The organism is Siccibacter turicensis LMG 23730, from assembly GCF_000463155.2.
In the GTDB taxonomy this organism is placed as follows: domain Bacteria; phylum Pseudomonadota; class Gammaproteobacteria; order Enterobacterales; family Enterobacteriaceae; genus Siccibacter; species Siccibacter turicensis.
Genome location: NZ_AWFZ01000050.1, coordinates 17,718 through 42,772, shown reverse-complemented (window position 1 = coordinate 42,772; position 25,055 = coordinate 17,718). Strand labels below are relative to the sequence as shown.

22 protein-coding genes and 1 tRNA gene are annotated in these 25,055 nt (G+C 52.8%); 12 read left to right on the top strand and 11 right to left on the bottom strand.

What is annotated here, in order from left to right:
* Window positions 1–122 precede the first annotated feature (122 nt).
* Complete coding sequence (locus tag DW58_RS16095) at window positions 123–851, bottom strand: MurR/RpiR family transcriptional regulator (RefSeq protein WP_029696367.1); 729 nt, start codon at window positions 849–851, stop codon at window positions 123–125.
* A gap of 318 nt (window positions 852–1,169) precedes the next feature.
* Here DW58_RS16095 and trhA point away from each other — a divergent pair, with 318 nt between their 5' ends.
* Window positions 1,170–1,829 carry a PAQR family membrane homeostasis protein TrhA gene (gene trhA / locus DW58_RS16090; protein WP_024549929.1) on the top strand — a complete coding sequence of 220 codons (660 nt, stop codon included), beginning with the start codon at window positions 1,170–1,172 and terminating at the stop codon, window positions 1,827–1,829.
* Between the two features lie 59 nt (window positions 1,830–1,888).
* On the opposite strand, the gene ygfZ is transcribed toward trhA, so the two are convergent.
* Window positions 1,889–2,872, bottom strand: a complete 984-nt coding sequence (ygfZ, locus tag DW58_RS16085) for a tRNA-modifying protein YgfZ (RefSeq protein WP_024549930.1) — start codon at window positions 2,870–2,872, stop codon at window positions 1,889–1,891.
* A gap of 261 nt (window positions 2,873–3,133) precedes the next feature.
* Here ygfZ and sdhE point away from each other — a divergent pair, with 261 nt between their 5' ends.
* Entirely contained in the window at window positions 3,134–3,400 is a 267-nt protein-coding gene (gene sdhE / locus DW58_RS16080; protein ID WP_024549931.1) for an FAD assembly factor SdhE, read from the top strand.
* On the top strand, window positions 3,381–3,803 hold the full coding sequence (locus DW58_RS16075; protein WP_024549932.1) for a protein YgfX: 423 nt from the start codon (window positions 3,381–3,383) through the stop codon (window positions 3,801–3,803). The genes sdhE and DW58_RS16075 overlap by 20 nt, the downstream gene beginning before the upstream one ends.
* A gap of 49 nt (window positions 3,804–3,852) precedes the next feature.
* On the opposite strand, the gene fldB is transcribed toward DW58_RS16075, so the two are convergent.
* Entirely contained in the window at window positions 3,853–4,374 is a 522-nt protein-coding gene (gene fldB / locus DW58_RS16070; protein ID WP_024549933.1) for a flavodoxin FldB, read from the bottom strand.
* A 100-nt stretch (window positions 4,375–4,474) separates the two neighbouring features.
* On the opposite strand from fldB, the gene xerD reads away from it, so the two are divergent.
* The 8 genes from xerD (at window position 4,475) to DW58_RS16030 (ending at window position 12,785) form a co-directional block, all read left to right on the top strand.
* Complete coding sequence (gene xerD / locus DW58_RS16065; protein ID WP_024549934.1) at window positions 4,475–5,371, top strand: site-specific tyrosine recombinase XerD; 897 nt, start codon at window positions 4,475–4,477, stop codon at window positions 5,369–5,371.
* A 25-nt stretch (window positions 5,372–5,396) separates the two neighbouring features.
* Entirely contained in the window at window positions 5,397–6,107 is a 711-nt protein-coding gene (gene dsbC, locus DW58_RS16060; protein ID WP_024549935.1) for a bifunctional protein-disulfide isomerase/oxidoreductase DsbC, read from the top strand.
* Between the two features lie 3 nt (window positions 6,108–6,110).
* Complete coding sequence (gene recJ / locus DW58_RS16055; protein WP_024549936.1) at window positions 6,111–7,844, top strand: single-stranded-DNA-specific exonuclease RecJ; 1,734 nt, start codon at window positions 6,111–6,113, stop codon at window positions 7,842–7,844.
* A gap of 90 nt (window positions 7,845–7,934) precedes the next feature.
* A protein-coding gene (gene prfB, locus DW58_RS16050) for a peptide chain release factor 2 (protein ID WP_106876477.1) occupies window positions 7,935–9,033 on the top strand; the annotation gives its coding sequence in 2 pieces (ribosomal slippage) (window positions 7,935–8,009 and window positions 8,011–9,033; 1,098 coding nt in all).
* Between the two features lie 9 nt (window positions 9,034–9,042).
* Window positions 9,043–10,560: a lysine--tRNA ligase gene (lysS, locus tag DW58_RS16045; RefSeq protein WP_024549938.1), complete on the top strand. Its 1,518-nt coding sequence runs from the start codon at window positions 9,043–9,045 to the stop codon at window positions 10,558–10,560.
* Between the two features lie 122 nt (window positions 10,561–10,682).
* Complete coding sequence (actS, locus tag DW58_RS16040; protein ID WP_051195598.1) at window positions 10,683–11,420, top strand: amidase activator ActS; 738 nt, start codon at window positions 10,683–10,685, stop codon at window positions 11,418–11,420.
* Between the two features lie 88 nt (window positions 11,421–11,508).
* Window positions 11,509–11,582, top strand: a tRNA-Gly gene (locus DW58_RS16035).
* Between the two features lie 603 nt (window positions 11,583–12,185).
* A complete protein-coding gene (locus DW58_RS16030) occupies window positions 12,186–12,785 on the top strand; it encodes a helix-turn-helix domain-containing protein (RefSeq protein WP_024549348.1) in 600 nt (199 codons plus the stop codon).
* A 45-nt stretch (window positions 12,786–12,830) separates the two neighbouring features.
* Here DW58_RS16030 and DW58_RS16025 read toward each other — a convergent pair whose 3' ends face one another.
* From DW58_RS16025 to tssF, 8 genes are read right to left on the bottom strand one after another with little or no spacing between them, the layout of a single operon-like run.
* A complete protein-coding gene (locus tag DW58_RS16025) occupies window positions 12,831–13,310 on the bottom strand; it encodes a DcrB-related protein (RefSeq protein WP_024549347.1) in 480 nt (159 codons plus the stop codon).
* Window positions 13,311–13,339: 29 nt separating this feature from the next.
* Window positions 13,340–14,932: an OmpA family protein gene (locus DW58_RS16020; protein WP_081706497.1), complete on the bottom strand. Its 1,593-nt coding sequence runs from the start codon at window positions 14,930–14,932 to the stop codon at window positions 13,340–13,342.
* Window positions 14,920–15,540 (bottom strand): DotU family type IV/VI secretion system protein, encoded by a 621-nt coding sequence (locus DW58_RS16015; RefSeq protein WP_024549345.1) that lies wholly within the window; start codon window positions 15,538–15,540, stop codon window positions 14,920–14,922. Before DW58_RS16015 ends, DW58_RS16020 begins: the two co-directional genes overlap by 13 nt.
* On the bottom strand, window positions 15,534–16,868 hold the full coding sequence (locus DW58_RS16010; RefSeq protein WP_024549344.1) for a GlcNAc-transferase family protein: 1,335 nt from the start codon (window positions 16,866–16,868) through the stop codon (window positions 15,534–15,536). The genes DW58_RS16015 and DW58_RS16010 overlap by 7 nt, the downstream gene beginning before the upstream one ends.
* 33 nt (window positions 16,869–16,901) lie before the next feature.
* Window positions 16,902–17,906 (bottom strand): fimbrial protein, encoded by a 1,005-nt coding sequence (locus tag DW58_RS16005; RefSeq protein ID WP_024562404.1) that lies wholly within the window; start codon window positions 17,904–17,906, stop codon window positions 16,902–16,904.
* Window positions 17,907–17,912: 6 nt separating this feature from the next.
* Window positions 17,913–18,974, bottom strand: a complete 1,062-nt coding sequence (locus DW58_RS16000; RefSeq protein WP_024549375.1) for a type VI secretion system protein TssA — start codon at window positions 18,972–18,974, stop codon at window positions 17,913–17,915.
* Between the two features lie 59 nt (window positions 18,975–19,033).
* Window positions 19,034–20,053 carry a type VI secretion system baseplate subunit TssG gene (gene tssG / locus DW58_RS15995; RefSeq protein ID WP_029696368.1) on the bottom strand — a complete coding sequence of 340 codons (1,020 nt, stop codon included), beginning with the start codon at window positions 20,051–20,053 and terminating at the stop codon, window positions 19,034–19,036.
* A gap of 2 nt (window positions 20,054–20,055) precedes the next feature.
* Window positions 20,056–21,936, bottom strand: a complete 1,881-nt coding sequence (gene tssF, locus DW58_RS15990) for a type VI secretion system baseplate subunit TssF (RefSeq protein WP_024549373.1) — start codon at window positions 21,934–21,936, stop codon at window positions 20,056–20,058.
* A 402-nt stretch (window positions 21,937–22,338) separates the two neighbouring features.
* On the opposite strand from tssF, the gene tssH reads away from it, so the two are divergent.
* Window positions 22,339–24,984, top strand: a complete 2,646-nt coding sequence (gene tssH / locus DW58_RS15985) for a type VI secretion system ATPase TssH (protein WP_024549372.1) — start codon at window positions 22,339–22,341, stop codon at window positions 24,982–24,984.
* The last annotated feature ends 71 nt before the right edge of the window (window positions 24,985–25,055 follow it).

Sequence of the window (25,055 nt, the reverse complement as noted above, 5' to 3'; positions counted from 1 at the left end):
ACACAGTTATTACCGGGCGCTGAATAAATGCTGAAAACGAGTCTAACAAACGAAGGTCAAAAGTCACGATATAACAAATAACCGTTTCGGTTACTTGTTACATCAAAAAAACAATATGTTTTTTATCCCAGCCGACGGGCCAGTTTCCGACCCAGCGATTCCAGAATATAAATCACCGGGATCTGGGTTGTGATGTCATACACGCCGGCGACGCGCATGGGCTGCACGTGCCAGGAGAGATTAAAGTCGGCAAGCTTTGCCAGCGAGGAGTTTTCATGGCTGGTGACGGAGAGCACTTTGCAGCGATGCAGGCTGAACTGACTGGCAAAACGTAAGATCTCTTCGGTTTCACCGGAGACGGATAGCACAATCGCCAGCGCATTTTTGGCCATGTCGCTGGTCACCGGGAAATAAGGGTCATCAATGTGGTTACTGAATTTCCCGACGTTTGAAAAGAAGCGCGCGCCATATTTTGCCAGCGCACCAGATGTCCCGGCCCCGACAAAAATTATACGTTCAGATTGCAGAATAATATTTACCGCCTCGTCGAGCAGCGCATCGAACTCTTCATTATTGACGCTTCTGAAAAAACTCATTATCTCACTGGCACCAAAATTAGCCTGCTGCGGCTCGTTCTGCTCCAGATACAATTTAAAGCGCACGCGAAACTCGGAATAGCCGTCGCAGTTAAGCTTGCGGCAGAAGCGCAGCACGGTGGTGGTGGAGACGCCCGCCTCGTCCGCCAGCTCGCGGATGGTCATATACATCACCTTGTCGGGATTTTTGATGACGTAGTTGTAGACCATCATTTCAAGGTTGTTGAGGCTGGCGATCGCTGAGTGGGTAAACATGGTCACGGTACGGATATCCCTTATTAAGTGCGGCTACAGATTACCAGACGATGCATTCGCGCAACTATTCCTTTTCACCGCGCGAGGAGCGCTGCCCTCACGCGATGTCATAAAAGCGTCGGCCCTTCGTCACAAGGATACCGCATACTGGCTGGGAGTGCGGTCAGGGCAGGTTCTGTCCTGATAAGCAAACCGGCAGTACTTCTCTGGCGTAAATCTCATTCCGGAAATATATTTCAGCTAACAGGTGTTCACTGGAATCATTCTCAGTTAGGCTAGCTGTGCTGCATTTTTAATCTTGTTTTCTGGAGTTGTACCATGGGTAATAAACCGTTAATCGCGCAGGGATATTCGGTGGCAGAAGAAATTGCCAACAGTATCAGTCACGGCATCGGGCTGATATTTGGCATTGTAGGGTTGGTTCTGCTGCTGTCTCAGGCTATTGATACCAATGCCGACGCGGTAGCGCTTACCAGTTACAGCCTCTACGGCGGCAGTATGATTCTGCTGTTTCTGGCTTCCACGCTGTATCACGCCATACCGCATGCCCGGGCAAAGCGCTGGTTCAAAAAACTCGACCACTGCGCGATCTATCTGTTGATAGCCGGCACCTATACGCCGTTCCTGCTGGTGGGGCTTAACTCACCGCTGGCAAAAGGCCTGATGATTGTTATCTGGGGCCTGGCGCTGCTGGGTATTCTCTTCAAGCTCACCATTGCTCACCGTTTCAAGGTGCTGTCACTGGTCACCTATCTGGCGATGGGGTGGCTGTCGCTGGTGGTGATATACCAGATGGTGATCAAGCTGGCGCCGGGAAGCGTGGCGCTGCTGGCGACTGGTGGGATTATCTATTCGCTGGGCGTCATTTTTTACGCCTGTAAACGTATCCCGTATAACCATGCAATCTGGCACGGCTTCGTGCTTGGTGGGAGCGTCTGCCACTTCCTGGCGATCTATCTCTATATTGGCCAGGTATAACGCTTTATCGGTCAGGGGTTACATCGGGCGCGGCAGCGGTTGCCGCGCCCGGCTACGCATCACTCTTCCAGTGAGTAGGGCAGAGGCTGAATCGCCAGCGTGTGGCTTGCCTCATCACGCACTCTGAATACGCTGCCTGCTTCCATATCGTTATTCATCACGACCTGCACCAGCACACGACCGTCATCAAGCTGCACGGCAGCCAGCACCGTCCCGGTACGGCGCCAGTTTTCGCCCATTTGCATCTCCAGATCTTCGCCCGGCTGCGGCACGCGGCTCGCCTCGCCGGCGAGATACCAGAGGGCGCGTTTATTGGCACCACGGAATTTAGCGCGTGCCACCATCTCTTGCCCGGTATAGCAGCCCTTTTTAAAGCTGATGCCGCCCAGCGCCTGGAGGTTGGTCGCCTGAGGAATAAACTGGCTCATGTTCTCAGTGTCGATAACCGGAATACCGGCTTCGATATCCAGCGCCAGCCACTGCTGGCTGTTATTCAGCTGCGCTTCGCCCTTGAGTGCGTTGCACAGCGTTTCGGCTTTCTCGTCCTGGGTGATCAGCAGGAAACGCTCGGCGGGCAGGCCGAACCACAGCAGCGTGGTATCGCCCTCACGCACAACCTGATTTTGTTCATCGGGCAGGGTGGTAAAGACGCCTGCCAGCGCGGCCCGCGCCTGGAAGCCTGCCACACCGAGCAGCGTCCGGCCGTCATCAGGGCCAATGGTCACTTTCGAAAACACCGCGTACTTTTTCAGTTCGGTGAGTTCGGCATCGCGAAGATTCCGGCGCAGGATCCAGGCGTACCCCTCTCCGTCACGGAAGAGGCGGAGATTGCTCCACATTTTCCCCTTTGCATCGCAGTGCGCGGCTAACACATGCTGATTTTCAGCCAGTTCGGCGACATCGGTCGTCACCTGACCCTGGAGATATTTCTCGCTCTCGGGACCGGTGATGGTAGCCAGCGCCCAGTCATCAAGCGAGATAAGCGTCAACGGCAGGCGTGCGGAAGCAGCAGGCTGGCGCGGAGGAAACGGTGTAAATGCCATAACTTTGTCCCGAGTGTCACTATGCAATGTGAATGAAGCTTAATGGTAAAAGAGCCGACGTGCTTTGCAAGCGCTTTAACCGCGCTGTTTGTGCTCTTAAGCCAGGTTTGCGAGGCGCTACGCACGGCATTTTGTACGTTGCACATCGCGCTGAATTTTCAGGATAACGCTTCGCAATCCCTAACAATCCCCTGATAGCGTTGTCAAAAACACGGTACACTAGCCGGCGTACCTGATTTCCGGTTAAACAGGAATATAAAAATGGATATAACCAATAAGTCCCGTATTCACTGGGCATGCCGCCGCGGGATGCGTGAACTTGATATCTCTATCATGCCGTTCTTTGAATATGAGTACGATTCACTGAGCGATGACGACAAGCGTCTGTTTGTGCGCCTGCTGGAGTGTGACGATCCCGATCTCTTCAACTGGCTGATGAATCACGGCAAGCCTGCGGACGCTGAGCTGGAGCGGATGGTGCAATTAATTCAGAAACGGAATCAGGATCGTGGTCCTGTGGCAATCTGATCTGCGCGTCTCCTGGCGCTCCCAGTGGCTCTCCCTGCTGCTGCACGGCATCGTCGCGGCTATCGTCCTGTTTATTCCCTGGCCGCTGAGCTACACGCCGGTATGGATGCTGCTGCTGTCCCTTGTGGTTTTTGACTGCGTTCGCAGCCAGCGCCGGATCCACGCACGCCAGGGCGAAGCGAAGCTGTTGATGGATAACCGGTTTAAGTGGCAGGGCGTTGAGTGGGAGATCGTTGGCGAACCCTGGATGGTGCAGAGTGGAATGATGCTGCGCCTGCGCCGGCCGAATAAGCGCCGTTGCAGGCATCTGTGGCTGGCGGCCGACAGCATGGACGAGCGGGAGTGGCGCGATCTGCGGCGGCTTATCGTGCAGACGCAGACCCTGACACGTACACCGCATTGACGGCTATCGTGTATGAAACCTGGCGTGACTTCCTGCTACGCGGCGTGACTTATGAAAAATGCGTCGCCATTTCGCCGAGGATCTGTTCACACCACGCCTGGATGCGTTCATCGCTCAGGTCGTACTGATTGGTTTCATCGAGCGCCAGGCCAACAAACAGCTGGCCGTCGGCGATGACGGGTTTCGCGCTGGTAAACTCGTAGCCTTCGGTGGGCCAGTAGCCAATAAATTTTACGCCGCGCGGCGCCAGTTTATCGTGCAGCATACCGAGCGCATCCAGGAACCATTCGCCGTAGCCAAGCTGGTCGCCCATGCCATAAAGGGCAACGAGCTTGCCCTCGAGATCGAGCTCATCAAGCCGATCCCAGACGGCTTCCCAGTCCTCCTGAAGCTCACCGAAATCCCAGGTGGGAATGCCTAAAATCAGGACATCGTACTGCGTCATTAATGAGGGAGCGTCGTCTTTCAGGTTATGAAGCGAAACCAGTTCTGCGCCAATGATGTCGCGAATTTTTTCGGCCGCCATTTCGGTGTAACAGGTGCTGGAACCATAAAAAAGACCAATGTTCATAACGTTAACGTCTCATCTCATTCTGTACTGAGCCGCTAGTGTATCAGAATCACCGGTCAATCAGGCATAATGCCGCAATGGGAGTCATTGGGAGGTCGTGGTGGAGCAGGATTTAGCCCGCATTGAACAGTTTCTGGATACGCTCTGGCTTGAGCGCAATCTCTCCGAGAATACGCTGCAGGCGTACCGGCGCGATTTGAAGAGCCTGACGGAGTGGCTCTATCGTCACAGCCTCACTCTTGAAACAGCCCAGGCGTCCGACCTTCAGGCATTGCTGGCTGAACGGGTTGAAGGCGGCTATAAGGCCACCAGCTCTGCAAGAATGCTGAGCGCCGTGCGTCGGCTGTTTCAGCACCTCTACCGTGAGAAAGTGCGCACCGACGATCCCAGCGCATCGCTGGCGTCGCCTAAGCTCCCGCAGCGCCTGCCAAAAGACCTGAGCGAAGCGCAGGTTGAGCGGTTGCTCCAGGCACCGTCAGTTGACCAGCCCGTCGAATTACGGGATAAAGCGATGCTTGAAGTGCTCTATGCCACCGGCCTGCGCGTGTCGGAACTCGTGGGCTTAACCATGAGTGACGTTAGCCTGCGGCAGGGCGTGGTGAGAGTGCTGGGTAAAGGCAATAAAGAGCGTCTTGTCCCATTAGGTGAAGAAGCGGTGTACTGGATCGAATACTATCTTACCCACGCTCGTCACTGGCTTCTGAACGGGCAGTCCGTGGACGTACTTTTTCCCAGTAAACGGGCGCAGCAAATGACGCGGCAGACTTTCTGGCATCGCATAAAGCATTACGCCGCCCAGGCAGGCATCGACAGCGAAAAGCTCTCTCCGCACGTGTTACGTCATGCATTTGCGACCCACTTATTGAATCACGGTGCCGATCTTCGCGTCGTCCAGATGCTGCTTGGACACAGCGACCTGTCGACCACACAAATCTACACGCACGTGGCAACGGCCCGCTTACGGCAACTACACCAACAGCACCACCCACGGGCGTGAGTGCCATAAAGTTAAAGGAAACGTTATGAATAAAGGTATCGTGCTGTTTTCCCTGCTCGCCGCATCGCTTTCCACCTTCGGCGTGCAGGCCGATGATGCCGCCATTGAAGCCTCGCTGGCGAAGCTGGGTGTGAAAACTGAAACTATCCAACCCGCGCCGGTTGCCGGTATGAAAAGCGTGCTGACCAACAGCGGCGTGCTGTACGTCACCGATGACGGAAAGCACATTATCCAGGGCCCGCTCTATGATGTCAGCGGTGCGCAGCCGGTGAACGTGACCAACAAGATGCTGATGGGTCGCCTCAATGCGCTCGAAAAAGAGATGATCGTGTACAAAGCGGCAAACGAGCAGCATGTCATCACCGTGTTTACCGATATCACCTGCGGCTATTGCCATAAGCTGCACGAAGAGATGAAAGATTACAACGCGCTGGGTATTACCGTGCGCTACCTCGCTTTCCCGCGCCAGGGGCCGCAGAGCGACACGGCTAAAGAGATGAACGCCATCTGGTGTGCAAAAGATCCGAAGAAAACCTTTGATGCCGCGATGAAAAATGGCGATGTGCCGGCAGCCAGTTGCAGCATTGATACAGCGAAGCATTATGCGCTCGGCGTACAGTTCGGCGTGCAGGGAACGCCTGCGCTGGTACTGAACGACGGGTACGTTGTTCCGGGTTATCAGGGACCGAAAGAACTGAAAACGCTGCTGGATGAACATAAGAAGCAGGCGCAGTAATCAGTGAAACAGCAAACACAGCTCCGCCGGAGAACGGTGGATGAAAATGTCAGCCTCCCCACCGAGCTGCCGCCGCTCCTGGCACGTCTGTATGCCAGCCGCGGTGTGAAAAGCGCGGCGGACCTGGAGCGTAGCGTTAAGGGGCTGCTGCCCTGGCAGCAGCTGGCGGGTGTGGATAAGGCAACCGCCATCCTGTTCAGTGCGCTGCGTGAAAACCTGCGCATCATGGTGGTGGGCGACTTTGATGCCGATGGCGCAACCAGTACCGCGCTAAGCGTGCTGGCCCTGCGCAGCCTGGGCGCGGGCAACGTGGATTATCTGGTTCCGAACCGCTTTGACGACGGCTATGGGCTCAGCCCGGAGGTAGTCGATCAGGCCCACGCACGCGGTGCGCAGCTGATCCTCACCGTCGATAACGGTATCTCTTCGCACAGCGGTGTGGCCCGGGCCCATGAGCTGGGCATTCCGGTGGTGATCACCGATCACCATCTGCCCGGTGAAACGCTTCCGCTTGCTGAAGCCATCATTAATCCCAATCTTCCAGACTGTGCGTTTCCTTCGAAATGCCTGGCGGGGGTCGGCGTCGCGTTCTACTTAATGCTGGCGCTGCGCGCGCATCTTCGTGATGCAGGCTGGTTTGAGGAGCAGGGCATTGCCGTGCCGAATCTGGCGGAGCATCTGGACCTGGTGGCACTTGGAACGGTAGCGGACGTGGTGCCGCTGGATGCCAATAATCGCATCCTGATCTGGCAGGGGTTGAGCCGCATTCGGGCGGGCCGGTGCCGGCCAGGGATCCGCGCGCTGCTGGAGATCGCCAATCGCGACGCGCAAAAGCTGGCGGCCAACGATCTTGGTTTCGCGCTGGGTCCACGGCTTAACGCGGCGGGGCGACTGGACGATATGTCCGTCGGCGTGGCGCTGCTGATGTGTAACGATATTGTCCAGGCGCGCATGCTGGCGAGCGAGCTGGACGCGCTGAACCAGACGCGTAAAGAGATAGAACAGGGCATGCAGGCCGAAGCGCTGACGCTGTGCGATAGTCTGGAGCGCAGCGGTGAAGCGCTACCCGGCGGGATTGCCATTTATCACCCGGAATGGCACCAGGGCGTGGTGGGCATACTGGCATCGCGCATCAAAGAGCGTTTTCACCGGCCCGTCATCGCTTTCGCTCCGGCTGGCGATGGCACGCTGAAAGGCTCCGGTCGATCCATTCAGGGGCTGCATATGCGCGACGCCCTTGAGCGGCTTGATACGCTCTATCCAGGAATGATGCTGAAGTTTGGCGGTCACGCCATGGCGGCCGGCCTGTCGCTTGAGGCCACCCGTTTTGAGGAGTTTCAACAGCGGTTTGCCACGCTGGTAGGCGAATGGCTTGATCCGGCGCTGTTGCAGGGGGAAATCTGGTCAGACGGTGCGTTGCAGCCGCAGGAGATGACGCTTGAGGTTGCGGAAATGCTGCGCGACGCAGGCCCCTGGGGGCAGATGTTCCCTGAGCCCTTGTTCGATGGCCGTTTTCGCGTGCTGCAACAGCGACTGGTGGGCGAGCGCCACCTGAAGCTGATGCTGGAACCCGTGGGCGGCGGCCCGCTGCTTGACGGCATAGCCTTCAATGTCGATACCACCTGCTGGCCTGACAACGGGGTACGCGAGGTCGAAATTGCGTATAAGCTTGATGTGAATGAGTTTCGTGGGAACCGCAGCGTTCAGCTTATTATCGACAACATCTGGCCGCTCTGAGGCCATAATCGCTATAAAAAGCGGCATGAATCCGGTAAACTTTTGCCCTTATGCCGCATTTTGACTAGCCAACTTAAAGATCCGCAAACCATGTTTGAAATTAACCCGGTAAAAAACCGCATTCAGGACCTCACGGAGCGCAGCGACGTTCTTAGGGGGTATCTTTGACTACGATGCCAAGAAAGAACGCCTCGAAGAAGTAAACGCTGAGCTAGAGCAGCCGGACGTCTGGAACGAGCCGGAGCGTGCGCAGGCGCTGGGCAAAGAGCGCTCCGCGCTGGAAGCCATTGTAGAAACGCTCGACCAGATGACCCAGGGCCTTGACGATGTGTCCGGTCTGCTGGAACTGGCCATTGAAGCCGATGACGAAGAGACCTTCAACGAGGCCGTTGTCGAGCTCGATCAGCTTGAGCAGAAGCTTGCCCAGCTGGAATTCCGACGCATGTTCTCCGGTGAATACGACAGCGCCGACTGCTATATCGATATTCAGGCCGGCTCTGGTGGTACCGAAGCGCAGGACTGGGCCAGCATGCTGATGCGCATGTATCTGCGCTGGGCCGAGGCACGCGGATTTAAAACCGAAATTATTGAAGAGTCTGAAGGCGAAGTGGCCGGCATTAAGTCCGTAACCATTCGTATTCAGGGCGAATACGCGTTTGGCTGGCTGCGTACCGAAACCGGCGTACACCGCCTGGTGCGTAAGAGTCCGTTCGACTCCGGCGGCCGCCGTCACACCTCCTTCAGCTCCGCCTTTGTCTACCCGGAAGTGGATGACGATATTGATATCGAAATCAATCCGGCAGATCTGCGTATTGACGTTTATCGCGCCTCCGGTGCGGGCGGTCAGCACGTTAACCGTACGGAATCGGCGGTGCGTATTACCCACATTCCAACCGGTACCGTGACCCAGTGCCAGAACGACCGTTCGCAGCATAAGAACAAAGACCAGGCCATGAAGCAGATGAAAGCGAAGCTTTATGAACTGGAGATGCAAAAGAAAAATGCTGAGAAACAGGCGCTGGAGGATAACAAGTCCGACATCGGCTGGGGTAGCCAGATCCGCTCCTACGTTCTTGACGACTCCCGCATCAAGGATCTGCGTACCGGCGTTGAAACCCGTAATACGCAGGCCGTGCTGGATGGCGATCTGGACAAATTCATTGAAGCAAGTTTGAAAGCAGGGTTATGAGGAACCAACATGTCTGAACAACAATCACAAGGCGTTGACGCAGCAGCCGAACTAAATAACGAGCTGAAAACACGCCGTGAAAAGCTGGCTGCGCTGCGTGAGCAGGGCGTCGCTTTCCCGAACGACTTCCGTCGCGATCGTACCTCTGACCAACTGCACAATGAGTTTGACGATAAAGAGAACGAAGAGCTTGAAGCGCTGAACATCGAAGTGTCGGTGGCAGGCCGCATGATGACCCGTCGCATTATGGGTAAAGCCTCTTTCGTGACGCTGCAGGACGTCGGTGGCCGCATTCAGCTCTACGTTGCCCGTGACGATCTGCCGGAAGGCGTGTACAACGAGCAGTTCAAAAAATGGGACCTCGGGGATATTCTTGGCGCGCGCGGTAAGCTGTTCAAAACCAAAACCGGCGAGCTCTCCCTGCACTGTACCGAACTGCGTTTGCTGACCAAAGCGCTGCGCCCGCTGCCGGACAAGTTCCATGGTCTGCAGGATCAGGAAGCGCGCTATCGTCAGCGCTACCTGGATCTCATCTCCAACGAGGAGTCTCGCAAGACCTTTAAAGTTCGCTCGCAGATTCTGGCAGGTATCCGTCAGTTCATGGTGGGACGTGACTTTATGGAAGTCGAAACGCCGATGATGCAGGTGATCCCGGGCGGCGCATCAGCGCGTCCGTTTGTAACCCATCACAATGCGCTCGACCTCGATATGTATCTGCGTATCGCGCCGGAGCTCTACCTCAAGCGCCTGGTGGTCGGTGGTTTTGAACGCGTGTTCGAGATTAACCGTAACTTCCGTAACGAAGGTATCTCGGTTCGCCATAACCCAGAGTTCACCATGATGGAACTCTACATGGCCTACGCCGATTACAAGGACCTCATTGAGCTGACCGAATCGCTGTTCCGTACTCTGGCGCAGGATGTGCTGGGCACGACCCAGGTTCAGTACGGCGACCAGACCTTCGATTTCGGCAAGCCGTTTGAGAAGCTGACCATGCGCGAAGCCATCAAGAAGCATCGTCAGGAAACCAATCTGGCCGATCTGGATAACTTCGACAGCGCGAAAGCGGTAGCAGAATCTATCGGTATCAAAGTCGAGAAGAGCTGGGGCCTGGGCCGCATCGTGACGGAAATCTTTGAAGAGGTTGCGGAAGCGCATCTGATTCAGCCTACCTTTATTACCGAATATCCGGCAGAGGTGTCCCCTCTGGCGCGTCGTAATGATGTGAATCCGGAGATCACGGATCGCTTCGAATTCTTCATCGGCGGCCGCGAAATCGGTAACGGCTTCTCGGAGCTGAACGATGCAGAAGATCAGGCGCAGCGCTTTGCCGATCAGGTTGCCGCGAAAGATGCGGGCGATGATGAAGCCATGTTCTACGACGAAGATTACGTGACGTCGCTTGAGCACGGCTTGCCGCCTACGGCTGGCCTTGGCATCGGTATTGACCGCATGGTTATGCTGTTCACTAACAGCCATACCATCCGTGACGTCATTCTGTTCCCGGCCATGCGTCCGGTTAAGTAATACATTACGCTTCGATAAACCGCGCAGCTGCGCGGTTTTTTTTTGCTCTGTTTGGGCCATTAAACAGAAGCTGATAATATAAGCTACTTGAATAATCAGGTAATTAGCGCAGAGGATGTGATTTGAGTTTGGGCGGCCAGTTAACAGGATGGGGTACGGCGCTTAGCCTTAGCCTGACGCTTTTGATCGCAGGCTGCTCCGGCAGTAAATCTCCCGACTACGGAACCTTTAGTGGCTCCGTTTATACCGTAAAGCGCGGCGACACCCTGTATCGCATTTCACGCATGACCGGCACCAGTGTGGCGACCCTGGCGCGCATGAACGGCATTTCCGCGCCCTATACGCTGCAGGTGGGACAAAAGGTGCGCGTAAGCGGCAGCGGGGCGAAAAGCACCGCAACCGCGAGCCATAAAGCCGTCAAATCACGCCCTTCCGCCTCCGTGGCAAAATCGCCGGCGCCGCCGGTAGGGCAGCGCTGCTGGCGCTGGCCGACGTCAGGTAAAGTGATCATGCCGTTCTCTGATTCTGATGGAGGCAACAAAGGCATCGATATTGCCGGCCAGCGTGGCCAGGCCGTTTATGCGGCGGGTGCAGGACGCGTGGTGTATGTGGGCAGCCAGCTTCGTGGCTACGGCAACCTTGTCATGATCAAGCATGGCGAAGATTACATTACGGCGTATGCGCATAACGATACGACCCAGGTTAACAATGGTCAGCAGGTAAAAGCGGGCCAGAAAATTGCCACCATGGGCAGTACCGGGGCGGAATCTGTGCGCCTGCACTTCCAGATACGCTACCGTGCAACCGCAATCGACCCCCAGCGCTATCTCCCCCGTCAGGGTAGCTCGCCCCCATGCTGAGGGCGGTAACCGCTGATTAATCCATCAGTTAGCTGAGGGAAGGGTTGCCATAAAGTGGTGAAGGGATATAATGCCTTTCGCAATGCGTGCGGGCGTAGTTCAATGGTAGAACGAGAGCTTCCCAAGCTCTATACGAGGGTTCGATTCCCTTCGCCCGCTCCAGTTCCAGTTCCAGTTCCAGTTCCAGTTCCAGTTCCAGTTCCAGTTCCAGTTCCAGTTCCAGTTCCAGTTCCTTTAATTTGAATCTGATTTCTTCTGTTCTCCGCTTCGTTAATCCTGTGTTTTAGGGCTGATAGTACAGGGTTGAATACCCTGCCTGCTCTGGCGCAGGATGTTTTGAAATTCCCTGCTTATAAAAATATATATTTCATTTGATGAATAAGATTAATAACTTAGCCTCGCTTGTTTCTGGCTGCACCTGGCCGGTTTCCTGGTGTTGCATTAGATTTAAATTAATGGAAACGGTATCGTAATACATATTTTTTGAGAAAATACTAACCTCTGGATATTTCACTTTTCATTTGCGTTGTAGTACTCTCCACCACGTTAAAAGTCGACCCGATAATTAGGGTAGACGAAACCATGTTTATATAGCCCTTCACGGTGTTCATATCTTCATAACTGTTTGTTTTCGATTGTTTGCTTTGGGATTTACCTCTCCCTTTTCAATGTGGCGTACATCCAGGCAACCTTACGCAGATAAGGAGCCCCATGTACGGTAATTGTGAGTGAAGGGATTCTTAATTGATATCAGGGATAATAATCATGTTGCAGATTGTTATTGATAGTAATAATGCTTACTTTGAGCTTGGGTTGCAGCATTTGCTTTCGAAAATCAATAATCGTAACGATCAAGGTGATAATGTACCGTTAACTTTTTCGTTATTACAGCGAGGCGCATCTTTACCTGATGTTATATTCAGGGATTTTATGGTTACGGTTAATATTAAGCATGGCACAGACTGTCGTAACAGTAACAGCCTGGCGGAAACCAGCCGAACCATTCATATCCCTTTTATCTGCAAGTCTCACAGTATGGATGACATTATCCTGCGGATCCGGAAGGTTCTGTTGATCGCCAGTATTGGATATGGCGCATCGACACGCACGGATATTTTTAAAGCAGCAGGGCTGAAGCGGTACCTGCAGCTATCGGTAACTGAAAACAACATCATGATGCTTACCGGTAAAGGGCATGATGCCAGCGATATCTCCAGGCTGCTGCATCGTTCTGAACGTACCATTGGTGTGCACTGCCGCAACGCTATCAAAAAAATGGGCATGGAGAACCGGCTGGAATTCTATAAATACGCCACATGGCTTGCGCGCTTTGGCAACAGTGATGAAATAACCTTATGTTTGTAAAAAGAAAACAGGGCCGAAAGGGCCCTTTTTTTATCAAGCAACGCACTATGGCAGTGTAGTCTCAGGATCGAAACTGTTGATAACCTGCACGTAATGTTTACGTTGAAACTCGGTGAACTCGTTCTCGGCGCGCAGGGTAAAAATAATCATCCCCCGATTACCTGGATTCACCGTGCTGTTCCGAGGCAGACGAATAATCGACTGTACCTGACGAATCGTTTTACCATCCTGCAAAAAACTATTGGCTATCTGAATAACCGGCAGGCGGGCTGGACCAATTTCATGCGTCAGCATTTTCCCTTCGGTTTTGAAACCGGGCAGTTCGTTACGCTGCACTTCCGTCTGCTGCTCGCACCATGCCTCAGGCTCTTGATCTTCATTCAGCAGCGCCCTGTTGATCATAATCTGATAGGCGTTTTCATCGGGATCGCTGAACATTAAGATATTCACCGTGCGATCCAGCGCCGGTGCATCCGTAATAAACGCCCCCTCAAATAGAGCGTAGGTTAAGGTACTTTTTGCCACTGTTGGAACCCTCCATGTCAGATATGGCGTTATTGCAATGTATAAAATTCAACCCGCCGATTTTTAGCGCGCTCGGCTTTGTTGGTATTGTCTGATACCGGATTGCGGGTGCCGGCACCCCGCAAAACGAAACGTTCCGGGAGCAGAGCCGAATGTTGCACCAGCCAGTTTCTTACCGCTACGGCCCGCTGCGTCGACAGCAGCCGATTCTGTTCAGCGCTGCCTGTGTTATCTGAATAGCCAACAATCAGATAGTGTGCTGCGCCGTTGGCGAGCAGTTGCGGGAGTAAGGCGTTGAGCCGCTCTTCATGCCCGGAAGACAACGCCGCGCTGGAAGAGGCAAATTGCCCAACCACAGAGAAAGGGACATCGGAATTCGTAAACGCCTCCGGGTGTAATCGAACCGCCACGTCATGCTTAAGCTTTTCGCATCCTGCGAACACGGTCCATCCAAAAGGTTTTACCGGCAGGCAGTCGACCAGCGCCTGATGCTGTTCAAGCGCGTTAGCCAGCTGTGTTTGATTACCATCATTCAGTGCTTCAGCGATAACCAGACGCTGCATTTGATGGCGCAGGCTGAGCGCTCGCTCCGCCTGAAGGTAACAAATGAAAATCAAGGCCAGCGCAGCGGCCGTGAATGCCACCACCATGGTTTTATAGCCTTTGGACACCCGAGGCGGCGTGGTGTGGGTAATATGCGTTGTCTGATAAACAGACTGAGGCACCGGTAACGGTGGCGTAGTCAGTGATGTAGTCAGGCCAGGTAATAAGGCCAGCGTCTTTTCACACCAGGCAGACCATGCCCCGTGGCGAACAAACCCTGTCCCGTAATCCGCCAGCAATACGCCGTTCAAACGCAGAGAAGAGTGGGTAAACAGTGCGTCAAGCGAAGACTGAATCGCCGTCTCGTTTAGCCACTCACGCAGGGTGCAGCCCATGGCGTGCCGACGAACCGCATGATGATTACTGTCTCGCTGAGCAGCAAGTGCTCCAAGCGCTGAAGCCAGGCCCTGGTTGATGTCGCACTGCCCGGTATTGGCTGCCGGAAACGCGCTGCTCCAGATTGCACCACCGGGATCCCAGGCATGACGCTCTTCGGTCATCTGCGTGTACAACGCAAACGTGCAGGGCAGCGGCTCGGCGAGGTTGAGAGCGGCAAAGGTATTTTTCCACATCACCAGCTGCGAATTCATAAGTTCTGACGTGGCATGGCCGTCGGGCATTAACGGGAAAAATCCCAACGGTATCACCTCAGGGTGGTTTGCCTTCAGACGCTCCAGATGCCGGGTTAATTCACCCGGCGAGGACGCCAGAAACCACGCCCTGCCTTTTTCTAATCGAATCCCGTCATTATCCAGCGCGCCCGAGAACCAGGTTTTTGCCCACGGGCCAAGAATGAACACTACGCTTTCACGTATTTCATCTTTGGTTATTCGGGTAATCACCGGCTTACTCCGCATGCTGTGGTTATAGCGCAACACCAGAAGTGCGGCGGCAAGCAACGCCACCCAGGCAAAAGCCGGTACATAGCGATGTGAGAAATTTATCAGGCATGCCAGCATCGCTACGCCAGACAAGCTCCACAGCAGTGCTATACGGCCAGATTTTTTCAAGAAAGACATTGGTACCACGCGTCGAGAAAATGAGAGCAGCAGCGCCACAGCGCCGCTAACAGGGTCATGAAAATGAGGCAATCGAATCCTACGCGCGTCACCGGAGGCGGTTCCGGCGAGAGCCGCTCGATTTGCACGCCCGGTTTTTCCGGCAGAGGCTGTTGGGAATGGTTGACGGCGGGGACAGCAATTTCCGCCCTGAGCTCGTTCAAGCCGGCGTCTGAGGAACGAGTCTCGCAAAGCAATAACACAAGACTTGTCGCGCTGGCCCGAACGCTTTCATGCGTGCTGTGCATAGCGCTGGCGAGTAAAGCCGTATAAAAAGCTGCATCGCGCGGCGCGTCGAAAAAATAGGACTCAAGCGAGTAGTTTTTCCAGGTTAGCCAGCTACGCGTCAGGTTGGTTTCTGTTGTTCGGTCAATCCATGCGCAGGCGACCCGACGAAGCGCATCGGCGTCCTCTTTGGGCACCCCTTCATCGCTCAACGCCCGGTTAAATTCATTCATAATGTCTATGAGTCTTGCCTGAAGTTCTGAGAGCGAAGGAATTATTCCTCCCAGATTGAGCAGCGTATCGACCGTGGTTAACGTATTTAAAACGTACTGGCTGTTCACCATTTTTTCTCCACGACCTCGCCCCAACCCTGTTGGCGATGAAAGGGGCAGCCTCTGATAACGGACGGCTTAACCGACGGCGGAGAGGTAAAGGAAAACGCAATTTCGTAAATGCCTTTTTGGCTTACGAAGCATTTTTCAAGTTCTTCAGGGGTAAGGATAATTTTCTTGAGTAATACATTATTTGCGCAGTAAGCGCCGAAGTGCCAGCGGTGGATATCGGCGTGGTGATGGCTGATTTCATCCTTGCTGAACTGAATTTTCTTATGATTTGGATGGATACGTTTTTCAAGCCAGTCGCTTTCGCTGTAGCTGCGATCGGGGAAATAACTGAGGCGTGCGTCACCCACAACATCCGGCATCACGGTTTGCGAACAAAAATGCACCCCGATGCGTCTTTCAAACTCTGCCAGAGTACGGGCCTTGCCATGGCCATATGCACCAGGCTCGCTGGGAGATGATTCCAGACCCAGCAGCGATCGCACCCGCTTTTTTGAAACCTTATCCCGTTCCCACCACACGAGATCGACACTGCCGTTTTCTTTGGCCTTATTATTATGGTCGCCCCAAATCTTATTCGCTTCACTACGCTGATAAAAATGCCAAAGCAGTATTTTATTAGGTGTGTGAATATCATAGCCATGGGTAAACGCACGCGCGGCCATAGCAATTTCTTCCCCGGCAAAGAATATTTCTGGGTCATTGGGGACTTCCAGTACAAAGCTTCCCGGTGCGAATATAAGGCCGCCAGCCAGGTAGCCGCAGCGCGGCGGCTCATCTGCGCTAAAGGTGGTTGAGCTCAGCATAGGCAGCCCTTCGGGTGAGAACTCCCGAAAGGTCAGACGGCTAATAAATGCTGACCGGTTGGCTTCATCTGCTGGGTTATAGGACGGTGGATAGGTCGATAATATCGGTTTAGGGCAGCGCTTCTGTAGCGATTTCATCATCGCAATGGCTTCGCTATCCCAATGATGAATAAATCGACAGTGGGAATCAATCTGCAAGAACCAGGTTTCATCATTATAAAACTGTTCTGCCATATGCCGCGCCCAACAGGCGCCCTGGCTATGGTAATAATGAATGCTAAGAATGGTTATGCGGGCTGACTGATACTCAAAAACAAAAATATCATTATTGCTGTGAATGTAACTCTGGCACAGCGTCATTCCGGCATCGATAAAAAGGCTGATATCTTCATCATGCTGCCAGCATATTGCAATGCGCAGCGCTTCTGGATGCGCTGCATTGGCAATCATGTCTTTCAATGTCGGTATCAGCTCCGGGTCGCGATAGCTGGCGATGCTGACAAATAGGGTTTCTGCAGGCCGCATGGGATAATCCTGTTAAACGTTACTAAATGGTACTTACCGTAGTTGTAAAACGATCTCTGCTTTGGCAGTAAAATCACCATCGGTTGGTGGCGTGGTGCCTGTCGGGATCAGGATTGCGGTCCAGTTAAACTGTGCAGGAACGGTGCTGGCTTTATTGTTAATAGCTTCACTGGATGAGCCATCTACCTTCATATCTTCGCCCTTACTATTGCGTATCTTAATTCCCATGCGGTCGTCTTTGCCGCCAGCGTCCGTTACTTTTATGTAGCTGCTGTCGGAAGAGGGCGTCAGGGTAGTCAACGTGGCGCTGGCAGAATAGTAACCATAGTCGGTACGGCAGTTAATATTGAACGGTAGTGGGCGCTCAATGCCATTACTGGTTAAGGTATTAGAGGTCACGGTGCCAAAATCGATGGTCTGGTCGGCCGAGTAGGTACAGGAAGGTGTACTGACAATAAGGATACGACCAATATTGAGTTGTTGCGTGTAGGCCGCAGGCGATTTCGTTTTCAGCCAGCTATACGCGATCTCGCCTGCGGGCAGAACCAGATCGCCATCTGCGTTGGTCAACGTTAAGGAATCCGTGGTCTTAAAAAATTGAACGCGAAAGTATGAATTTGCGGGATACATAAAATCCCCCTGGGTTTTATCTTCGCCAGTGGGGGTATAGGTCGCATCTTTAGGAATGGTGCCCAGGTTTGCACCGTTACTCCATGACAGCTTTACGCCAATGCCATCCACATTGGTTTTATAAATAAGCGTGGACGCATCCATACCATATAATCCATAAACGTCCCTGCCATAGGGCGTGCCTTTCATACAGTGAAGATAGGTTTGGCCGTAACCCTGCGTCGGACTGTCGTACTGCGCAATAGGATTGGTAGTATCTGCAGGTTGGTTGGCATCCACCGTAATAATGGCGGCAGGAATAGTGGCAATCCAGGGGCCACCGCCCGTGGTGGGGCTTAAATCGCAGTCTGCATGTGCTTTCATCGCCAGGGAACACAACACGGCTATCATGATAGTTATTTTACGCATGTCATTTTACTCCTTGTCATTCTCAAGTTGAGAAACCATATCCATCGGCATATAACGCAGTAATTCACCGAAGCTTTTACCCATCATTTTTTCTGCGAACTGGAGCAGCAATATTACCGGGCTGCCTGGCTCCATTCGGCTAAACCAGGCACGGACGTCTTTCAGACTCTCGAGGGCATCGTCCCGATTGTTGATAACGGCTCGATGACGCATTACAGGTGTGTTGACGACGGCCGGCGTTTGCTCGCTCCTCGTATCCTTTATTTCGTTACATCCACTTTCCGGTTCGGCCGGCAGGGTAGCTATCTCTTGCATGGGCAGTTCTGATGGAGTCGTGCAGGGTTCGTTATCAAAATCAAAGAGCCTGAGCACAACGGCGAGGCGATCCAGATCCGGCGCGCTGTCGCCAAGCTGAGATGAGAGCAACTGCGAAAGTTGCGCAACAAGAGCATTGGCCGTGCCCAGCGCGGTAATGTTGGGGGAAGGATGTTCGCACCATTCGTGGTGCAGTGCCGTGATCGCCGCTTCTGAAAGCGCGTTTTCATCGCGCGGAACCGAGAATGACTTCTCGTAATCTTTAATAGCTACGGTCAGCCCCAGGGCATTAGGGAGCAAAAGATGTCGTACGTCGGCGAGAAAGCCATCAGAGTCGGTCAACTCGGAAAACGCATTGGCGCGCATCAAGGGTTCGAATTCGCCCTCGTCAATTAACTGTGGATGCAAATCATCGGGCCACGTAACGAGCACATGTATCAACGCAGCTAAACCCGCGGCAAGCTCGGCGGCACCATGTTGGCGTATGCGGCAGCGCGCAAGCGTGATGATTAGCCTGACATCGAGCGATTTTTGCAGCAGGGTACGGCAATCTCGTTCTACCTCACCCCAGTTGATCGGTTCTGCTGCTTCAACGAAATCGCCATATTCCGCGCCCATTTTGGGCTGCAGACGCCCCTGCAAAAGCAGGAATCCCGGGTCATATTCCAGACTCACGCCGCACGGGCCCTGGTCAATGACGCCATCAACAATAGCCTGGTAAAAAGGTGAAAGATTAACGTTCTGATTACTCACCATCGTGTCCTTACGTTCAAATCATTCCTGTTGGCGGCACCCTGCTGATGCCGTAGTAACTACATGCTGAGCTCTGGCTCAAAACTCATTCCGGATACCGGTGTATTCGCTGCCTCGCGCGTAAGCCAGGCGGCATAACCTAATTGATGCGAGCCATCCAGCGTGGCCTTTGGTATCTCTTCTGCGGCAAGGACAAGCTTTACATCCCAGGCGTATTCGTAACCCACAAAGTTTCTGACCCACTCCCGCAGCACCGGAAGATCCTGCCCCCAGATGCTAAAACGCATGTACTGCTTCAACGTTAATGGGCCAAGGATAAGCCGGAATTTATGCTGTTTATCCTGCACGGTGTTGCCCAGAATGGCGGTCTCGCCCAGCGCCAGCGAACTCTCATTATTTCCCAGCTGGGATTGCTCATTACCCTCGAGCAGGATCCACTGCGGTGAAAATTCCTCTATCTCAACGGGAATTCCAAAGTAGTAATGCAACGCCCCCAGTAACCCCTCGGGATTACGTGATTCACGTACCAGATGCGCTGCCGATGCCAGACGGGCATGGCCCGGCAGAGGGCTTGAGCGGTACTCTTCCGGGTTGAGGCCTACCAGGCTGGCTACATACCAGGAGAAATGTTCGTCGTCGACCCGGTCGAGCGAGGCCGTGTCCTGCGAAACGAACCATGCGCGATAAAAATGCGACAGCGCGCGGTGGTGAAAAATGTTAAAGAAGTCAATCAGCGTTGAATCGTGCACTTCAGCACGCGTATAGGCTTGTTCGGTCATCTGCAGCGGCATCGCACCTTGCGGACCCCACATCCCCAGGCTGAAAAGATTAAGCCCGATCTTGCCGCCTTCTATTTTCACCTGCGCTACTTCGCGCGGTGAGAAAATCATATGTGCCTGCTGGCCTATACGAAAACGCTCCTGCGCCGGCAGGGCCGCTTTACCCGGGGGAGGAAGCGTGGCGGTTCTGGCGGCAATCATGCGCATCAGGCTGATAAAACCTGCACGCCACGGTTCATCAGTCTGATAACCAAGCTGAAGTGAGGCTAAGAGTTCCGTGGTAGAGGATGAGCCCGCCATCGTCATGCCGCACCTCGTCTGCCGGGACGGGCCTGCCATTTTCCGATGAGCCCCCGCTGCATTGACCGCAGTTCCATCTCAGTAAAAACATTGATGGAAACATGGCGGGCAATATAGTTTTCCATGATGAGTCCGAAGAGATAGGGGCTCACACCAGAAAAGTTGTCTTCGTCGACCGTCAATTCACAGCGAATCCCGCGTCCGTAAATCAATAGCCCGTTTCCTGGGAGGCGTCGTATGACCGGTGTGGTTTTACACCCAACCAGGCCGCTTATCTGCGCATTTGCATCATGGTCTGCGCTATCAACAAACAGGCGTAACATGTCCCGAAGCGCTTCTCCACCGGGCTTATGCTCGCTGTCAGAGAGCGGCTGGTAGTTGAAATTGAGTTGACGAATAAGTCGCCATGATGCTTCACCTGCGGCAAACGGGGCGCGAGGAGGTCCAGGTAAGCAAATAAATTTTGCGCCAAGCAACGGGGCTGCATCCGACGTTGTCAGATCCACGCCGCTGCTATGGGTAATCAGTTGAGGGAGATCCCGGTTTGTCACCATCGCATCAACCGAAAGGTAACGAATATGGTCGCTGTAAGGGGCTTCAAGCTGATCGACTAATGAGATGAAAACTTCCGTACCTGAATAGGGGGTTCGGGTAACATATTTGCGCTGATTCTTATCTTTTACGCGTGGCTTCCGGCTCAGAGAGAAGTAGCGCCCATAATTGCCATTATCTTCCTGGCGAGTCTGGAATAAGGGATTAAAAACCACTTCTTCACTGCTCTCGGCCTGCTGACCGAACACTTTCTGAACGGCGTAAACTTCAAAATCGAGCGGGCGGCTGCGGTCAGGCACAACGTGAAATTCATTCAGCGCACGATTGATTTCTATTTTGTCCAGCCGGCGTGGAAAGAGATTTATCACCGGCGTACAGAACAGTGCAAAACGGGATGCATCAATATGTCCTGTCAAGTCGTGCGACAGATAATCCAGTAAAATGATCAGTTCGACTTCATTACTCTTGTTCTGACGCAGTGCAGGCAAGAGCTGGGTCAGTGTAAAAAAGTAAAAGCGCTGGCGACAAGCGAAATATTCATGAACTAAATTATGTCCATGGAATATATTCCATGTTCCTGGCAAAAGACTTTGCGATGGGTCCAGACCTTCAAAAATGAGCGGTGATTTGTTGACTACAACGTCTTTTGTTTCTGTACCTTTACCGGAGCGGACAATCATTGCAACCGTATGGGCGTGCAGCAGTTCGAAGATATGCGATACCACACGTTCATCACCGTTAATATATAACGGTAAGCTATCAAGCCCATTGAGCTGGGAAAAATCCAGGTCATCGGGAACTTTGAGTCGAATACGCAGCGCGCCTTTAAGCGTGCTTTGCTTGATACGCCACGGTTCCATGGGCGGTATATCTGGCGGGACAGATGTAAGGCGTGCTTCGATAAGTTCTAAAGGCCACAGCGTGACGTCCTGACCATTTCGAAATTCACATCGCGTCGTTTCGCCAGGGGCGATACGTGACCAGAACGCGCTGTCCTTCTTAAGCGTATAACCCTGGGTCAGATCGCCCTGTTTGATATTTGGGTGAAGCTGAATAACCCCTATTGATGGGGTCGGGGCATTGTAAGTTGGGTAGATAACATCCAGCAAACGTTGTGTAAAGTAGGGGAATTCGGCATCTAGTTTTAACTGGGTACGCGCAGACATAAAGCAGAAAGCTTCTATCAAACGCTCTACATAAGGATCGGCAACGTCAATACCGTGCATGCCTAAACGGCCTGCAATCTTGGGATGCTTCTCGGCAAATTCGCCAGCCATCTCCCGCATGAATGTAAGTTCTTTATTGTAATAATCTAAGAAATTATGATTCACTTCACAGCCTCATGTTCGATCCAGGATAATACTCTGTATTATGTTAATAACGTTGAAATATATGTAGCAAAGGAAGTGGTCGCGCGTTATTGTCCCGAAAGTAAAGAAGCTAAGCGACTGCGTCATGCACTAATCACTATGGCATTAAGCGCAGTGTCATACAATTTATAAAGCCAGCATTAAAGGTCTGGTGACGCGTAAAGTAAGCTGTTTCACTGAGTTTTCCTATATCATGAAGTACATAAACGGATTGTTTATCGAGCATAATTCTTAATATCAGACTTAATGATTTTTCCGGGTTTAGTTTCTCGGCTTTTGTCGTTAATCTTCAGAAAACGGTTGTTATGGAATGAATGACCAACTGGCTATTGATATAACGAAAAGGACGCTCGGGTTAAGGTTATGGCTATTACAAGGAAAAGTTTGTTCGGCAAGCTGAATACGACTCTGTACAGAAGTATTGAGAGCGCAACAGCACTGTGTAAGCTCAAGGGGAACCCCTATGTTGAGCTGATACACTGGATTAATCAGCTTTGGACACAGGATCAAAGTAATGATCTTAAGCTTATCATTACTTATTTCCGCATTGATGCCGACACCCTTGAGCGTGAACTTGCCGCTTCGCTTGCACGCCTCCCTGGCGGGTCCAGTACTATTTCTGACTTCTCATGGCAGATCGAACTCGCTATCGAGCGTGCTTGGGTATACGCAAGTCTGGAATGCGCCTGTACGCGTATCCGCAGCGGACAACTGCTCGCTGCAATACTTGAAAATATGGAATTGCGTCGCGCTCTGTTTGCTATTGCTCCGTCGTTAGAGCGTATCGCGCTTGAAATACTAAACCGCGAATTTGACTCTATCACCGATTCATCGCCGGAAGTCTTTGAAGCCGCACAAGATGGAGCCGACACGCCGGGTGAGTCCATTAACGCGCTTTCTGTTCGTCAAAGCGGCAACCTTGCCAACTATTCAACGGATCTTACTGCCCTCGCGCGAGATGGAAAAATCGATCCTGTGCTTGGCCGCGATCATGAAATTGGCACCATGATTGATATCCTGCTGCGTCGCCGTCAGAACAACCCTCTGTTAACAGGGGAAGCCGGAGTGGGTAAGACAGCCGTAGTAGAGGGCCTCGCATTGGCGATTGTTGCTGGAAATGTGCCGCCCGCCCTGTCACAGGTTCGTTTATTGGCCCTTGATATCGTCGCGCTGTCGGCCGGCGCCAGTATGAAAGGGGAATTTGAAGCGCGTTTGAAAGGGGTTCTGGAAGAAGCCACCGCTTCACCGGATCCGGTTGTGTTATTTATCGATGAAGTTCATACCCTGATTGGCGCGGGCGGTGCCAGCGGAACAGGGGATGCAGCAAACCTGCTCAAACCCATGCTGGCACGCGGGCAGCTCAGGGTTATCGGTGCAACCACCTGGAGCGAGTTTAAGAAGCACATTGAAAAAGATCCGGCGCTGACGCGTCGCTTTCAGGTTCTTCAGGTGGCCGAGCCGGTTGAGGATACCGCAACTGCAATGCTGCGCGGCCTTGTCCCTATGCTTGAGAAACATCATGGTGTCTGGATTATGGATGAAGCGCTTCAGGCAGCTGTACGCTTGTCGCATCGCTACATACCTGCGCGTCAGCTACCGGATAAAGCCATTAGCCTGCTGGATACCGCGTGTGCGCGTGTTGCAGTAGCCCAGCACGCGTTACCGGCGGAGTTACAAACCTTAAAATTCAGAATGGAAACTATCCAGAACGAACTCATTTTACTGGATAAAGCGAGTCAGTTTGGTAAGGACAATGCGGATAAAAAGGGGCTGCTTCAACAGCGTTTTGATGCCTGTCTGCAGGAGGCAAGTGCTTTAGAAGTGCGCTGGCAAACCGAAAAAGAACAGGTACAACAGGTAGTATCGTTACGCAATGCGCTCCAGGACGCGGTTACACAGGGCGATGTGAATAATGACGATATTGAAGCGCGCAAGCTTACGCTGGCTGAATGCGAAGCGCACCTTGACGCCTTACGTCGTGAGAAGCCACTGGTGCAGTCGGAAGTTAACGCTGGGGTAGTAGCAAGTATCGTTGCTGACTGGACGGGAATTCCGGTTGGACAAATGCTGAAAGACGACGTGCGTGCGGTACTCGAACTGCCACAACGTCTGTCTGCGCGCGTGATTGGCCAGGATCACGCCCTGAGCGAAATCGGCGAAAGCATTATGATTGCTCGCGCTGGATTGGGCGATCCGCAAAAGCCGATAGGCGTATTTATGCTGGTTGGGCCATCAGGTATTGGTAAAACTGAAACAGCGTTGGCCATTGCTGAAAGTTTATACGGTGGTGAGCAGAACCTCATTACTATCAATATGAGTGAATATCAGGAGGCGCATACCGTTTCCTCTCTGAAGGGATCACCGCCGGGTTACGTTGGTTATGGTGAAGGTGGTGTGCTAACCGAGGCCGTCCGTCGTAAACCCTATAGTGTCGTTCTGCTTGATGAAATTGAAAAAGCGCATCCGGACGTGCATGAGCTTTTTTACCAGGTCTTCGATAAGGGCTGGATGGAAGATGGTGAGGGTCGTTATATCGACTTTAAAAACACCATTATTTTGTTAACCAGCAATGTGGGGAGTGAAATCCTTAGTGGTGCTTATAGCGACACGGAAACACGAACCGATGACGCCAAAATAAATGAAGCACTGCAATCTGCGTTGCTGGACGTATTCCCTGCGGCATTTATGGGGCGAATGAGTGTCATTCCTTATATCCCTCTGGATAATGAATCATTAAAAACCATTGTCGGCCTACATCTGGAACGTATTGCAAAACGGCTTGGCGAGCAATATACGTTAGGTTTTCATTATAGTGGTGACGTCGTTGATTTTATCATTGCTCAGGCTCCCGTTGCGGAAACAGGTGTGCGGACATTAATACGGTATATCGAGAAAAATATTATGCCGCTGTTAGGTGGGTTTATCCTCAGACATAACAACGATCTCACGGATAAGAACCTTGAACTGACGTTAAATGATAAGAAGAGATTTGCGGTTGCGCTTATCTAAAGAGGAATCGCAAAAAAAGCAGTAATCAATTAGCACTTTGGGAAAACGGTAAGTCGTAATGATTTACCGCA